10 protein-coding genes and 1 pseudogene are annotated in these 15659 nt (G+C 43.6%); 8 read left to right on the forward strand and 3 right to left on the reverse strand.

The window, feature by feature from the left end:
• The first annotated feature begins 516 nt into the window (after positions 1 to 516).
• Both BC351_RS30790 and BC351_RS30795 read left to right on the forward strand, forming a co-directional pair.
• Positions 517 to 1335: an SDR family oxidoreductase gene (locus BC351_RS30790; protein WP_079418261.1), complete on the forward strand. Its 819-nt coding sequence runs from the start codon at positions 517 to 519 to the stop codon at positions 1333 to 1335.
• Positions 1336 to 1367: 32 nt separating this feature from the next.
• Positions 1368 to 4583 carry a DEAD/DEAH box helicase gene (locus BC351_RS30795; protein ID WP_079418263.1) on the forward strand — a complete coding sequence of 1072 codons (3216 nt, stop codon included), beginning with the start codon at positions 1368 to 1370 and terminating at the stop codon, positions 4581 to 4583.
• A 157-nt stretch (positions 4584 to 4740) separates the two neighbouring features.
• Here the strand turns inward: BC351_RS30795 and BC351_RS30800 are convergent, their stop codons facing one another.
• Positions 4741 to 5634 carry an AraC family transcriptional regulator gene (locus tag BC351_RS30800; RefSeq protein ID WP_079418265.1) on the reverse strand — a complete coding sequence of 298 codons (894 nt, stop codon included), beginning with the start codon at positions 5632 to 5634 and terminating at the stop codon, positions 4741 to 4743.
• A gap of 153 nt (positions 5635 to 5787) precedes the next feature.
• Here BC351_RS30800 and BC351_RS30805 point away from each other — a divergent pair, with 153 nt between their 5' ends.
• Positions 5788 to 6687, forward strand: coding sequence for a DMT family transporter (locus BC351_RS30805; RefSeq protein ID WP_079418287.1), 900 nt, complete (start codon positions 5788 to 5790; stop codon positions 6685 to 6687).
• Positions 6688 to 6759: 72 nt separating this feature from the next.
• Here the strand turns inward: BC351_RS30805 and BC351_RS30810 are convergent, their stop codons facing one another.
• Positions 6760 to 7533, reverse strand: coding sequence for a DUF4179 domain-containing protein (locus tag BC351_RS30810; protein ID WP_079418267.1), 774 nt, complete (start codon positions 7531 to 7533; stop codon positions 6760 to 6762).
• Entirely contained in the window at positions 7526 to 8101 is a 576-nt protein-coding gene (locus tag BC351_RS30815; protein ID WP_079418269.1) for a sigma-70 family RNA polymerase sigma factor, read from the reverse strand. Before BC351_RS30815 ends, BC351_RS30810 begins: the two co-directional genes overlap by 8 nt.
• Before the next feature lie 603 nt (positions 8102 to 8704).
• On the opposite strand from BC351_RS30815, the gene BC351_RS30820 reads away from it, so the two are divergent.
• The 5 genes and pseudogenes from BC351_RS30820 (at position 8705) to BC351_RS30845 (ending at position 15610) form a co-directional block, all read left to right on the forward strand.
• Positions 8705 to 9670: an AraC family transcriptional regulator gene (locus BC351_RS30820; protein WP_079418271.1), complete on the forward strand. Its 966-nt coding sequence runs from the start codon at positions 8705 to 8707 to the stop codon at positions 9668 to 9670.
• Positions 9671 to 10003: 333 nt separating this feature from the next.
• Positions 10004 to 10909 (forward strand): SDR family oxidoreductase, encoded by a 906-nt coding sequence (locus BC351_RS30825; protein WP_079418273.1) that lies wholly within the window; start codon positions 10004 to 10006, stop codon positions 10907 to 10909.
• Between the two features lie 364 nt (positions 10910 to 11273).
• Complete coding sequence (locus BC351_RS30830) at positions 11274 to 12185, forward strand: SDR family oxidoreductase (protein WP_079418289.1); 912 nt, start codon at positions 11274 to 11276, stop codon at positions 12183 to 12185.
• Between the two features lie 498 nt (positions 12186 to 12683).
• A complete protein-coding gene (locus tag BC351_RS30835) occupies positions 12684 to 14198 on the forward strand; it encodes a malate:quinone oxidoreductase (RefSeq protein ID WP_079418275.1) in 1515 nt (504 codons plus the stop codon).
• A gap of 255 nt (positions 14199 to 14453) precedes the next feature.
• Positions 14454 to 15610 (forward strand): annotated as a pseudogene (locus BC351_RS30845) (IS3 family transposase).
• Positions 15611 to 15659: the final 49 nt, after the last annotated feature.

The raw sequence follows: 15659 nt of genomic DNA on the forward strand, positions 1-15659 counted from the left end.
AAGAAAAGCCAGCAAACCCTTGAGTTTGCTGGCTTCTTGCAGTTCAAAACTTATTTGTCATCGAACAGTAGTAAGAGGATAAAATGCACAAAAGCTTAATTCATTGCAAAAAGCATATGCTACAGATGGAGTCGATCGTACAAAGAAGATAGATGAATATTTTAGTCAATTATAGAATTGGATTATTGCTTTTACCTATTAAGATTATATTTATCAGCACGATGGTAAAAAAATACAAACCGATAATGGCCCGATTTTACAAAAAAAGTTTATATATTGACATGATATATGTTGGATTGATATATTATTAAACGTAATATCAATTTGATTCTTTCTAACAAAAGGGGGCTTTCTTTGAACGGTCAGGAGTCATTCTAGGCATGCTTATGAAAAAGTCTTTAACTGGTTACGAAATAAAACAGTCACTGGAGGAGCTTTTCTCTTATTTCTTTAAATCAAGCTTTGGAACGATTTATCCCAATTGAAAACATAAATTCTAAAATGGAGGAATTTAAAATGAAAACGATCTTTATTACGGGTGCTTCATCTGGAATTGGTAGGACTACAGTTAAACATTTTGCTGAAAGAGGATGGAATGTTGTAGCAACAATGCGCACTCCAGAAAAAGAAACTGAATTCATCAATATGAACAATATTTTGGTTCTGCGGCTCGATGTTGAGGAAAAGAAAACGATTCAAAACGCAGTAGCAGAAGGAATCCAACGGTTTGGAAAAATTGACGTTCTTCTCAATAATGCAGGATATGGAACAATGGGGATTTTTGAAGCAGCAACCGATGAGCAGATTAGAAGACAATTTGAAGTGAACGTTTTTGGTTTGATGAACATGACTAAAGCCATTTTGCCTCATTTTAGATCTAATAAAGAAGGCTTATTGATTAATATATCTTCAATGGGAGGAAAAGTTACCTTTCCAACAATGTCACTTTATCATTCAACAAAATTTGCGGTGGAAGGCTTTTCTGAATCCTTATCTTATGAACTAGCATCACAAAATATTAAAGTAAAGTTGATTGAACCAGGAGCTATTCAGACAGACTTTGGCGGAAGATCAATGGAATTCTACTTTAATGAATCTTTAACTGACTACAAGTTGTTTACTGCTGCTTTTCAGAATAAATTGATGAGTATGGAAAAAGAGCCAGGATATAATTCACCTCCTGAACTTGTCGCTGAAACGATATATCAAGCAGCAATAGATGGTACAAGCCAGTTCCGATATGTGGTTGGTGAGGATGCAAAAATGCTTATTACAATGAAGGAAAGCTTGGACAATGAAGAGTATATGAATAATATTACTCAGCATTTTTCTTAATATATCTACTCCTATAGAAAGGACTTCCCGCAATGAGCTTTCAATTGACAGATAAGGTTATTAAGCTGATGTGCGGCCAGACCTCCTGCGATAATGGGGAAGCCTATTACCGAGCAGGCAAAGTAAACTTTACTTATTATGATCCCGAGACGGCTACCTACGAAGCTGTAGTCACAGCAAAAGGTAAGGATGAAGTCACGATCGTGTTACATGAGAATGGGGATTTGGATGCCGAATGCAGCTGTCCAACTCTAGCTTCCTATGATAACTATTGCTCACATATTGCCGCTGTACTTTGGAATATTCTGGACAATTCGAGCAGCTCGGCTAAGGATGAAAAATTGTTTGCCGGCATTCTGGGGTTATTCAATGATAAGCCACTACGTCCAAGTCGTACTAGGAACCTCTTTGATACAAGAGAGCCCCTTGATGTAGAGTTTATTTGCAGACCACTTCCTTATGGATATAAGAAATATATGTTTGCCATTGAAATGAAGGTTGGACCGAAGCGGCTCTACATAGTTCAGAAATTAAGAGAGTTTCTAGATCGAGTAGAGCGTCGGGAACCTTTCGTTTTCACAAAGCAATTTACCTACGATCCGGAGCTGCACAGCTTCCATCCTAATAATGATGCAGTCATCAGAGCCCTTATTCATATTGGTCATAACGAAAAAATGTTCAGAGAAAGCTCCATTACTTTTCCAGGGCAAGCCAGTCATCGTGATCGTGATCGAATGCTACCGATAGCGCCCCCCTCTTGGAGGGATTTGCATAACCTTCTTTCCAAGGCTCCAATGGTCAAACTTGAGCATGATGACAGCTTTTATGAAGGCGTACTGTTATCTGAGGAAACACTTCCTCTGCGGTTCGAATTCGAACAAGGGCTAGTTAGCGAAGGCTATCAACTGAACGTCCAAGGTTTGGACTCAATCGTCGTTATGGAAGCTTATGGAGTGGTCATTTCAGAAGGTAAATTATTGAAGCTGCAGGATGAGCAGTGTAGCCGACTAGCGATACTCAAGCAAATGCTTGAAGCCTCAAGGACGCAGCAAATCCAGATTGGGACTGATCAAATAGAGCCTTTCATGGAGAAGGTTCTTCCTGGTTTAATGAAGCTAGGCAGTGTACGTATTGCTGAGGATGTGTCCAACCGTATGGTACAGACACCTCTGAAGGCCAAGCTATATCTGGATCGGGTAAGGGACCGGCTGCTTGCAGGTCTAGAGTTCCATTATGGTAGTATCGTTATTAATCCGTTAGAAGGAATTGGCCAGACTTTAAGTGAAGATCGCATTCTAATGCGGGATGGAGATCACGAAGAACAGATCTTGGAACTCATGGAGCAAGGCGGATTTACGAACAAGGAAGGCGGATATTTTTTGACTGATGAAGATGCGGAATATGAATTTCTGTACCGTATCGTTCCACAGCTAGAGAAGTTAGCTGATATCTATGCAACCTCTGCTGTGAAGTCTAAGCTCCAAACAGGGCTGATGCCGCCTAAAGTAATAGTTAGTATTGACGAACGAACGGATTGGTTGATCTGCAAATTCGATATAGATGGTATTCCTGATTCTGAGATCCGCAATTTGATCAAGTCTCTGGAGGAAAAGCGTAAATTTCACCGCATGCCTAATGGCGCTTTGATGCCACTAGAAACGGAAGAGTATCAGGAAATCATTCGCTTTATTAATGAAACGGGCATGAGCAAGAGTGAATTATTGGAGGCGGCCATTCATTTCCCGTTAGCTCATGCGCTTCATCTGATGGATTCCCAAAGACATGGTAATACGGTTAAGCTGGGTAAGTCGCTTCGTCAGCTCATAGATCATATGCGCAATCCCGATCATCTGGATTTTCCTATTCCGGCCAGTCTAGAACCTATCCTTCGGGATTATCAAAAAGTAGGGTTCCAGTGGTTTAAGACACTTGCTCATTATCATTTTGGCGGTATTCTGGCAGACGATATGGGACTGGGTAAAACCATTCAAAGTATAGCTTTCCTTGTATCGGTGCTGCCTGAGATTAGAAAGCAAAAACAGCCAGCTATCATCGTCTCTCCAGCTTCACTTGTATATAATTGGCGCAATGAGTTGAAGAAATTTGCTCCTGAGGTTCGGGTTGCTATCGCTGATGGTAACCAAGAAGAACGGAATCGTACTCTGAAAAATCGCGCTAAGGTGGATGTGATCATCACTTCTTATCCGTTATTACGCAGAGATATTGTGCAAATAGCGAAGCATGTCTTCCATACGCTTATCTTGGATGAGGCACAGTTCTTCAAAAATTACACGACGCAGACAGCACAAGCGGTGAAGGCGATTGAGGCTAAATACCGTTTCGCACTAACAGGAACACCAGTCGAGAACAAATTAGAAGAGTTATGGTCTATTTTCGATGCAGTGCTCCCGGCATTGTTTCCAAGCCGGAAAGCGTTTCATGAATTTACTCGTGAAACCATAGCAAAACGTGTCCGTCCGTTTCTTCTTCGCAGGCTGAAGACTGATGTGCTGAAGGAGCTGCCAGAGAAGATTGAATCCATACAAGCCTCGGAGCTGCTGCCTGAGCAGAAGAAGTTGTATGTGGCCTATTTGGCTAAGCTGCAGCAGGAAACCTTGAAGCACTTGGACGAGAAGGACTTTCAGAGGAATCGGATCAAGATTCTAGCGGGCTTAACAAGGCTTCGCCAGCTCTGCTGTCATCCCGCTTTATTTGTTGAGGATTATGCAGGAAGCTCGGCTAAATTCGAGCAACTACTCGAGATCATAGAGGAATGCCGAAGTGCGGGTAGACGAGTGCTTGTGTTTTCGCAGTTTACTCAGATGCTCGGCATCATAGGTCGGGAACTAGGTAACCAAGGTGTACCTTTCTTCTACTTGGATGGTCAGACCCGAGCTTCTGAGCGTGTTGAACTGTGCAATCGCTTTAACGAGGGCGAACGAGATTTGTTTTTGATTTCCCTGAAGGCTGGAGGTACGGGACTGAACCTGACAGGAGCGGACACGGTAATTCTCTATGATCTGTGGTGGAATCCTGCTGTAGAGCAGCAGGCTGCAGACCGTGCCCATCGCATTGGCCAGAAGAAGGTCGTTCAAGTTATTCGTCTCATGACCCAGGGGACGGTTGAGGACAAAATGTACGAGCTTCAGCAGAGAAAGATCAATTTGATCGATGAAGTGATTCAACCTGGACAAGAAGCCTTATCCTCTCTGTCAGAGCAGGAGATTCGGGAAATTCTAATGATCTAATAAAAGTGTACATGCTGTTGATCAAGGAAAATAGGGGTCGTTAGTGAATGTTCACTTTTGTGAACTGCACAATTCTCAAAATAGAGGAGTTTGCTTTGCAGCTACTCCCTGTTTTCATTAAAGTAATGGAGAAAATGTGCGAATCGTGGGGGCTTTTTTATGTGGTTGGTTCATTTCTAATTTTACGGGATTCCTTAGGTGTAATGTTACGATGTTTTTTAAAAGACTGGATAAAATGATTTACATGATTGAAACCTACTCTCTGGGCAATTTCGGTTATCGTATATTCAGTAGATTCTAGCAGCTCGACGCTCCTTTTAATACGGTACTTAACCAAGTAGTAGTAAGGAGTCATATGAATGCTTTTTTTAAAGCTGCGCGTGCACTCCGAAACACTCAAATGAGCTGCCTCAGCTATTTCCTTCAAAGTAATATTGTTTGTATAATTTTGATGGATGAAGCTAAGCATTAATTGCAGTCTTTCTTGCTCACGTCTGTTATGCTTAGAGGACTCCTCTGAAGAAAGGGATATATTAGATATTAGTATTAGCCACAACTGAACCGTTTTGATGGAAACCTCATACTGCCATCCCCAGTTTTTTTTCTTTTCAAATTCATTCTTCATATACCAAAGTATTTGCAAGATTTGTTTGTGCCACTCCGCCTCTCCTTTGATTTCTAATGATAATAAAAAAGAATTCGTATAAGGATGTACATAGCTTTTTTCCATGACACTTTCTGAATAAAAGGCGAGCAGCTTCTCCGGGAAGTTAAAGCTGACATATTGACCGTCATGGGATAGGTGTGTAACCACGTGAAGGACGCTCTTATTGATAAGGATGGCTTGCCCTTTATCTAAGTTATAATCGATTCCGTTTATTTGTATAGTTAGTTTCCCACTGGTCACTAAAGTAATTTGTAATTCTTCGTGCCAATGTAGATCGTTAACTCCTCTCCCTTCAGGAGTAGATCCTTGATTAGTATGAGTATACATAATGTATGGAAATGCCTCGTCAGGATACTGAATGATTTCGTGCAATTGTTTTTTCAACGTACATGTGCCCCTTTATTTGACGATATTTCAATATAAATGAATGATATAGTTACACAAAATAAACGTTAATGATGATATTATTATATCCAGCTTCGGCTTACCATTACAATTTCTGTGCACAGGTAATTGTCTCAGCTTGGAGGAATAATGATTAAATTTAAAAAATCTTCTCTAACATCTCATCCGTTTATTTTGTTATTCATCAGCATACTGTCCGTTTCAATCTCGTCTATTATGATAAAATTTTCTGATACACCTACTTCTGTGGCTGGAATGTACCGATTGTTTATTTCCGTAATAATCTTGCTCCCTTTTATACCTTGGAAAATGTTTCGCTCGTTGGATATGAATAAAAAAGATTGGAGTATCGTTATTTTAGCCGGTCTTTTTCTAGGATTACATTTTTTATTTTGGATGGAGTCATTGGTTTATACCTCAGTTGCAAGCTCTATGGTCTTATTGTCGTTACAGCCTTTATTTGTAATGATCGGTTCATACTTTTTGTTCAAGGAACAAGCTAATCTGTTCACCGTATTTTGCTTGGTCGCCGCTCTTTTTGGTTCAATCCTTATAGCATGGGGAGACATAGGGATTTCGAAAGAAGCGCTAATTGGAGACGGCTTATCATTAATAGGCACAATCTTCGTTTCAGCATATCTATTGGCAGGGCAAAAAGTAAGCCGCAAAATGGATGCAAATGTGTACAGTATTTTCGTTTTTTTTATTGGTGGTATCGTCATGCTCATCTACAATTTGTTTAATAATTACTCTTTAGTTGAATACAACTCATCAGAGTGGACTTATTTTTTGCTGCTAGCAATAATCCCAACTATTTTTGGACAATGTATTTTTAATCTATTGTTAAAATCAATTGGGGCAACAACTGTCTCGGTAGGTATTATTGGAGAACCTGTTCTTGCCATTATTCTTGCGTATCTGTTGCTAGGAGAAAAAATTTCATTATTTCAGTTCTTAGGCGGTATGATGACTTTATTCGGTATGGGAATGTATTTTTGGTCAAAATCTTTAAAGTACAACGTTCAAAATTGATGTAATCGCAACAAAAAAAGGTGGATACTCATGAAGTATCCACCTTTTTTATTGGAAATTTTAAAGCACAGATTACTTGGTACTTGGGGTTGACGACTTCAGTTGGTTGATTTGAAGCTGGCCTTTCCAGCTTCCCTTAGTTCCACCGATGCGATTCACATTGATTTGCAGCATCATCTCTTGCGGAAGCTTATGACCAACCGTCATGAAGGCAATTAACCCCTCTGGCTCGCCATTATCGGCAATCCCTGTATCCAGTTTATTACCTTTGGAATCCGTCAGGTAGAACGGCAGATTATCAGCGTTAGGAGTACCGAAGAAATTCAACATATTAAAGCCTTCTTGTCCAGGTACAGTATAGGTAGGATTGGTGGTCTGCTGGCCATTCTCCTTGCCGTCAGTACGTATATTCAAACCTTGGGTATCAAATTCATACGCCACTAACGTTCCGTCTGCCTTTTCGACGCGGTAATGCAAAAGTACTTTGGAATCTTCTGTATACAACTCTGTGAAATGAATAGTCACACCCTGATCTGAAATTTTGTAATCGAGCGGAACAGTAAGACCCTTCGCGGCAGCCTGTTTGACTTGGTTGTCCACCAGACCGTTTAGATTGACATTACTTTGGCTAAAGTAAGAGTTGTTAATCGCGTACGCAGCTGTCGGAATTAGAATGGCAGCCGCTACGCTGAAAGCTAATATTTTTTTCTTGAGTTTCATTTGAGAGTTCTCCTTTTGGGTGTAATGTTGGATAAAGTTTTGCCGAATCCGTTGATCCAGCTCTTCAGGAACTTGAATCTCGTCCATATATCTCGTCAATGCTTCGTTTACATTTTGTTTAGACATTTTTTAACGTGACCTCCTGCACTAGATGAGTACCGAATCTTTGTCGAATTTGCTTCAGAGCCAGGCTATTTCGTGACTTGACGGTACCGACCGGAATATGAAGCAGCCCAGCGATTTCGTCGTTGCTGTATTCGTAGTAATATTTGTATAAGACTACAACACGCAATTTATAAGGTAGCTTCTTTATCAAACCTAGCAACTGTTGCTGTCCTTCGCTTTGGATCAGGAACTCATCTGGGAGTTCTGGAGGACGATGCTCCTGAAGCATGTCGTGCTTTTGCGACAAGCGGAACCTCCGCCACACTTGCCTGCGCCAATTGTTGATTTGATTGATGACGATTCCGTTCAACCAATACGAGAAGGAACGTGAGCGGTCAAAGCTCGGTAGTGATTTGAATATTTGGCAGTAAACTTCGCTCACAACGTCATTCACGTCTTCCTTATTGCGCATCAGCATCGTCACCGTGGCATAGACTTTTTTCTTTGTTAAGCCATATATGACATCAAATGCCGCTTGATCCCCTTCCATCAATCGATCTATCCATGGATTTAATTCTTGATCATTCATCTGAGAGCCCTCCAAACTGTATACACCCTATATTGGCTCCATCGTGAAAAATGGTTCAATTTTTTTATAAAAATCAACTAGCAGCAATAGAATTGTAATAAAATTAGCCTAACGCGTTTCGTTAAAAGTTGCACCAGTCGGTTTTTGGAAAGTGAACTTGGGCATATGATGAAGAACGTGTAGTTGCCTTTTTAAAGAAAGAGAGTCGGTGAGTCATTATTATTGGTGAATAAAAAACGGAGGAATCTCTTGCGGGTCATAGGGATCTTTACCTATGGCTTTATAACATCAAAGTAAGAAGGCAGCTGGCCAGATGATTGACTGCCTTTGCTCAACTATCTGGTAAATTACATTAATAGTTCTTTGCAGGAATGGATTTATTATATCGAGAAATTAGTACTATTGTTATTGCTATAAACGAAGTTTTGGAGTATTACTTAACTCATAAAATGGGGTTTACAAAAGTTAGACACCTAATATTTATCAAAGAGATTATTGGAGAGATTGTAGAAATCTCGGGTATTGTTAATGATCAGACTGGTCGGGAATGATAGGGATCCCTTGGTCAAAATGTCTGAATAAAAGGGAGTTGCTTTCGAAACAATGAGGATGCTAGATAACCACGCGGTCCCACTAGCGTCAGGCAGCGCCGAGGGAGGGCTTGAAGCGGAAGCTGCCCAACTGGCGCGCTTGATCTATACCCATGCTCCACACGACGGCAGCTTTAGCCAGCGCATTCCTAGTTTGCACGTCGGTCGTTTTTCACGAATAAACACGGACTATGTGAAAACCCTCTACTTGCCCTCTTTGTTAATTGCTGCACAAGGAGCAAAGGCCGTCACGATGGGTCAGGAGGTCTATCAGTTCGGCAGGTCGAGTATGCTCGTGCTCCCGGTTGCCCTACCGGTTGCTCTCCAGATCACACATGCGAGCCCTTCCGAGCCGTTCCTCGGTGTTAGGCTGGACCTCGATCCGCAAAGGATCGCCGAGTTGGTCTTGAAAGTGTATCCCAAGGGCCTGCCTCCAGTTCGTCAGCGGAGCGCAGGTTACGTCACGAATGCCGACTTGGGCATTGTTAACGCGGTGAGGAGACTGGTGGAGTGTTTGCCGAATCAGGGCGACACTGAATTGCTTGCCCCACTCGTGGTGGATGAGATTTTGATACGAGTCCTGCGCAGTCCTATCGGTGTTCACGTCGCCGAAATTGGTTTTGCGGATTCGGGCGTGCAGCGAGTTGCGAAGGCGATCGCTTGGCTCCGCGCCAACTTCTCCCATCAGATGAAGGTTGCAGACTTGGCCGAGTTGGTACACATGAGTGTGTCCTCTTTTCATGAACATTTTAAGGAAGTCACTTCGATGAGCCCACTACAATATCAAAAAGCGCTGCGCCTTCATGAAGCGAGACGTCTGATGGTCTCAAGTTCAATGGATGCGACCACGGCATGTCAGCAAGTGGGGTATGTAAGTACCTCCCAGTTTAGCCGAGATTACAGCCGCTTTTTCGGAAGCCCGCCAAGCAGAGACATCGTCAGATGGCATCAACAAACACAAACACATATACTGGACTGATCAAATCGTATGTCCGGTCACTAATACCTGTCAATTCCCTGCTTCGGCATTTACTGACGGAGATACATATAATTCTGACTTTTCCACGTACCCCGCGGCCATAAGGCTTGGCGGGTTTTCATTTTTCCTGCGGAAACCCTGCCATATCGGAGGATTGGGGGTGTGCCAGAGGATCAGGCAAGAAGTGACGTGGAACAGGCAATCATCTTGATGAATGAAACCTATAATGAGATTAGAGTTTAGACCTGAGGCCAGCAGTGCTGATCGTTAATGCGCACCCTGGGTGGTTCAAATAGCTCTACTACTATTCAATAGCTCAAGGAGGATTTCATTATGCGTGTTTTTGTTACAGGTGCGACAGGTTTCGTCGGCTCCGCCATCGTTCGCGAACTGATCGACGCGGGGCATGAGGTGCTCGGGCTTGCTCGTTCGGATGCAGCAGCCGCGTCACTCGCCACGGCCGGAGCTGCAGCGCATCGAGGTTCTCTGGATGATCTTGACAGCCTGAGGCGCGGAGCGGATGCAGCGGATGGCGTTATCCACACTGGCTTCATTCACGACTTCGCTAACTTTGCAGCCTCCTGCGAAACGGACAGGCTTGCGATCGAGGCGCTTGGTGCGGCGCTCGCGAACTCGGGCCGCCCATTGGTTGTCACTTCTGTGTCTGCGCTCCTCACGCCGGGCCGCCTCGGGACAGAAGAAGATGCGGCCACTACCGTCTCCGCCGCGGCGCACCGCGTCGCTTCGGAAGAGGCTGCGCTTTCGCTGGTGCCGCATGGCGTACGCGTGTCGGTGGTACGGCTTCCGCCATCGGTACATGGCGATGGCGATTACGGCTTCGTTCCAGCCATGATCAATGTCGCCCGCAATAAGGGTGTTTCGGCTTATGTGGGCGATGGCGCTAACCGTTGGTCCGCTGTACACCGAATTGATGCTGCACGTCTTTATCGGCTGGCGCTTGAGGCGGCACCTGCAGGTGCGAAGCTGCACGCGATTGGCGACGAGAGCGTGCCGGTTCGTGACATTGCCAGCGTAATCGGCCGCCGCCTTAATGTGCCGCTCATCAGTCAGTCTCCTGAGGAGGCAGCCGACCACTTCGGTTGGCTGGCGCACTTTCTTTCGATGGACTATCCGATGTCAAGCGCCCTGACGCAGGAGCGGTTGGGGTGGCGTCCCGAGCAGCCGACGCTCCTATCAGATATCGACCGGGAGCAGTACTTCACAACCATCGGAGGTTGAGCCTGCCTTTTCGGCCATGCTGCTTTACCTCTTCTGAGGAGGCATTGCTTATAAGATTAGGATTTTTTCAGTGGCTGTCGACCATCGTGTCGGCGGCTTTTAGTGTGTAAAGTTGTGTAAAGATCAGCTGAAATTAGATTTCGGCGGATCGGGCCAATTCGTGGCGGCTGCCGGTATCTCGGTGGCCTTTTCTGACTTAACGGGCACTAATGAGCGGTGAGTATCTGAACTTCATGCCAATGACATTTGGTAAAATAAGTGATATTAGCAATAAGGCTATGGATATTTTTTTATTACTATGACACAAGTTGGCATAATTAAGGTCGATAATTGGGGGGAGATCAAACGGAAGGAGCAACAAATCGTGAAACCTTTAAATGGAAAAGTGGCTTTGGTGGCAGGGGCAACACGCGGCGCTGGTAGAGGAATAGCTATCGAATTAGGAGCGGCTGGGGCTACTGTATATGTGACAGGACGCACGACACGAACACAATGCTCTGAGTACAATCGTCCTGAAACGATTGAAGAAACAGCTGAACTTGTAAGTAATGCTGGTGGCCGCGGGATAGCGGTTCAAGTGGATCATCTGGATCCTGACCAGGTTCAGGCTCTAATTGCTCGCATTGAGAATGAACAGGGGAAACTGGATATCTTGGTCAACGATGTTTGGGGGGCTGAATATTTGGCAGAGTGGGAGGTGCCCGTGTGGGAGCACTCGCTTGAGCGAGGGTTTCGCATGCTGCGGCTTGCGATTGATACGCATATTATTACAAGCCACTTTGCACTTCCACTGCTAATCCGAAACAAGAATGGGCTGGTCATTGAGATAACGGACGGCACGGCAGAATACAACGATAAAAACTACCGTTTATCACTGTTTTACGATCTAGCGAAGGCGTCAGTCATTCGTATGGCCCAATCTTTAGCTCATGAGCTTTCACCTTATAACTGCACAGCAGTAGCAGTGACTCCGGGCTGGATGCGTTCTGAAATCATGCTTGATCACTTTGGTGTTAAGGAAGCAAACTGGCGTGACGCGACTATGAAGGAACCTCATTTCGTCATCTCGGAATCGCCACGTTTTGTAGGGCGCGCCATTGCCGCGCTATCCGGAGATCTAGAGGTTGCCCGATGGAACGGTCACTCGATTTCAAGCGGCAAGCTCGCACAAGTGTATGGTTTTTGTGATCTCGACGGCTCGCAGCCGGACTGTTGGCGGTATCTTGTAGAAGTGCAGGATGCAGGCAAACCAGCGAATGCTTCTGGTTACCGCTAGTATTCAATGACAAAGGCGGTGTAATCATGTTTTATGGTGTAAGTTTATTATTAATTGGATATTTATTTGCAAGATTCGTTCGTGAAGTGCAAGAAGTGATGGATCTGATTCGTAATGAAATAAGGAATGAGTTAAAAAAGTTGAACAAATCGGAATCATTTTCTGAGTAAGATTTCCTCCATGAAACAAGACCAACACGGCTCTGATCGCATCATATTGCGAAAGGGCCGTTCTTTGTTTTCCAAGAAAATTCAGAAATAATTCGGCGGCTTGTCACACCCCATGCAAGAAGCTGGATAAAAGCCAAGGTTTTTGTGTGTTCCTAAGGCGGATTGTTCGGATTTCTTTCTTTTTACTAGCTTTTAAATACGTTATAACTATCATATAATAGTAAATAAGTATTTTAATCTAAAGGGTTAATAATTGATCCAGAAAAGGTGTGTGACTAGGTCGCGCCTAAATCCTTTCTGCAAATCTTAGGGTATAAGGATGGTAAAAATGAGCAACAGAGAAACTAAAACAGATGTCATCTTAATTGGTGCCGGAATCATGAGTGCGACGTTAGGGACACTTCTGAAAGAATTAGTACCGGAATGGGAAATTACAGTGTTTGAGAAGCTCGAAAATGCAGGAGAAGAAAGCTCTAATGAATGGAATAATGCAGGCACAGGGCATGCGGCATTATGCGAGCTTAACTATACGGTCCAGAAATCAGACGGATCTGTAGATATTAGCAAAGCTATCGCAATTAATGAACAGTTCCAGCTTTCTATGCAGTTCTGGTCTTATCTTGTGAACAGCAAGCTGATCCGCAATCCGCAGGACTTTATCATACCATTGCCTCATATGAGTATGGTGCAAGGGCAGCAAGATGTATCGTTTTTGAAGAAACGTTTTGAAGCGATGTCTAAGAATCCGCTGTTTCAAGGGATGGAATTTTCCGATGATCCTGCCAAACTGATGGAATGGATTCCGCTTATTATACAAGATCGTCCATCGAATGAACCCATAGCGGCAACCAAAATTGACACTGGCACAGATGTCAACTTTGGTGCTTTAACGCGCATATTGTTTGACCACTTAAAGAGTAAAGATGTCGATATTAAATACAAGCATAGCGTTGATAATATGAGACGTACTAGCGATGGCTCATGGGAATTGAAAGTACGTAACGACAGAGGTACCGTTGAACGCCATACTGCCAAATTCGTCTTTATCGGAGGCGGGGGAGGAAGCTTGCATTTACTGCAAAAATCCGGTATTCCTGAAGGAAAACATATCGGAGGCTTCCCGGTAAGCGGAATATTCATGGTGTGTAATAATCCGGATGTTATCGCGCAGCATCATGCCAAAGTATATGGCAAAGCTAAGGTTGGAGCGCCTCCAATGTCTGTTCCGCATCTGGACACAAGATTTATCGATAACAAAAAATCGCTGCTATTTGGACCGTTTGCCGGCTTCTCGCCAAAGTTTCTGAAAACCGGCTCCATGTTTGATTTGGTAACATCCGTTAAACCGGATAATCTCGTAACGATGTTGTCGGCAGGCGCCAAGAACATGTCATTGACGAAATACCTGATCGAGCAAGTGATGTTATCGAAAGAAAAGCGCATGGAGGAGCTGCGGGAGTTTATCCCGAACGCCAAAAGCGAGGATTGGGATTTAGAAGTAGCGGGTCAACGTGTGCAAGTAATCAAAGATACGGAAGCAGGCGGCAAAGGAACACTTCAATTCGGTACGGAAGTTATTAGTGCCGCTGACGGTTCGATTGCAGCATTGCTAGGCGCTTCTCCAGGTGCTTCTACGGCTGTTCACGTTATGCTTGAGGTCATTACCAAATGCTTCCCGAAACATATCAAAGAGTGGGAACCGAAAATTAAAGAAATGATTCCTTCTTATGGCGTATCGCTCATGGAAAATCCAGAGCTGCTGAACGAAATTCATGCATCAACAGCAGAGACGCTTGGTCTGAGCGGAAACTCGTCCTTACAGACAGCACGCCAGACTGTATAATAAATAATTTTACCACCGGATTATGCGTGGGAAAGGGGCCTGCTTCGCCGCGGCTCCTCTTTTGTTTGAACTGAAAGGGAACTAGGATACGCTATTTGACTAAAATTGGGGCGAATTCACGGGCAAGCGGAACTACGGTACGCTATTTCATCGGTTTTTGCGCCCAATCGTGCTGTTTGAAGTTAGACTATTTCGTAGACACACCTTAAGGAACAACCTTTATAATATAGATATTAAATAAGGTCGAGGTGTGGCATGGGATCACAACGTGAAAGTTATGATGAGGAATTTAAACGCAAGACAGTTGAACACATGGAGTCTGCTAATAAGAGACCAATTGAAATTTCTAAGGAATTAAATATTCCTAAAAGTACCCTAAGTCGGTGGATTAAACAGTACGGCAGTAGAACTGTAGAATCTCAGTCTCAGGTGTTTGTAGACTATGAACGAATGAAGAAGTTGGAGCAAAGCATCCTCGAATTAAAAGAGGAAAATGAGATTTTAAAAAAGGCGATGCACTTCTTCACAAAGGACCCGTGCTGATTTATTCGTTTATTTATAAACACCGCTTCCAGTACCGGGTCGAGAAGATGTGCACCGTTTTAGAAGTCTCACGAAGCGGATATTACAAATGGATTAAGAGGGAACCTAGTGCTCGTGAAAAGCGCTTAAAAGCGCTAGATCGGAAGATAAGAAGACTGTTTAATCACTTTAAAAAACGCGCAGGAAGTCCGACGATTACAGCCGTATTAAGAAAAAATGGGACTGCGGTTTCTTCCAAAACGGTCAGTCGGCGTATGAAGGAAATGGGATTGAAGTCAATAACCGTAAGGAAAGTAACGGCTACGACGAATTCTAAACATGACTTGCCTGTGTTCGAAAATGTGTTAAATCGTCAGTTTACTGTGCTAGCGCCGAATAAAGCTTGGGTAACGGATATCACTTACATCCAGACGGGCGAGGGCTGGTTGTATTTGGCAAGCGTAATGGATTTGTACTCTCGCAGAATTGTAGGATTTTCAATGGGAGCTCGAATGACAAGGGAGCTCGTTTTAGACGCGCTAGAGAAGGCATATAAGCGTCGCAAGCCTGAGCCAGGATTAATTCATCACTCTGATCGTGGCTCTCAATACGCTAGTCATGACTACCGCGCAAAGTTACAAGAGTACAAAATGATTGGCAGCATGAGCCGTAAAGGAAATTGCTATGATAACGCTTGTATCGAGTCCTTCCATAGCACGTTGAAAAAAGAATTTGTGTACCAAACAAAATTTAAGACCCGTAAACAAGCCATGAGAGAACTCTATGCTTACATTGAGTTTGACTATAATCGACTACGACCACATTCTACTCTAGGATACGAGACGGCTCATCATTTCGAACAAATTTACTACAGAAATCAGGCTGTCTAATGCCGTGGTTGTTCCTTAATTTTGTGTCTACGCTATTGACAGAAGTACA

The organism is Paenibacillus ferrarius (assembly GCF_002027705.1).
Classification (GTDB): Bacteria; Bacillota; Bacilli; order Paenibacillales; family NBRC-103111; genus Paenibacillus_E; species Paenibacillus_E ferrarius.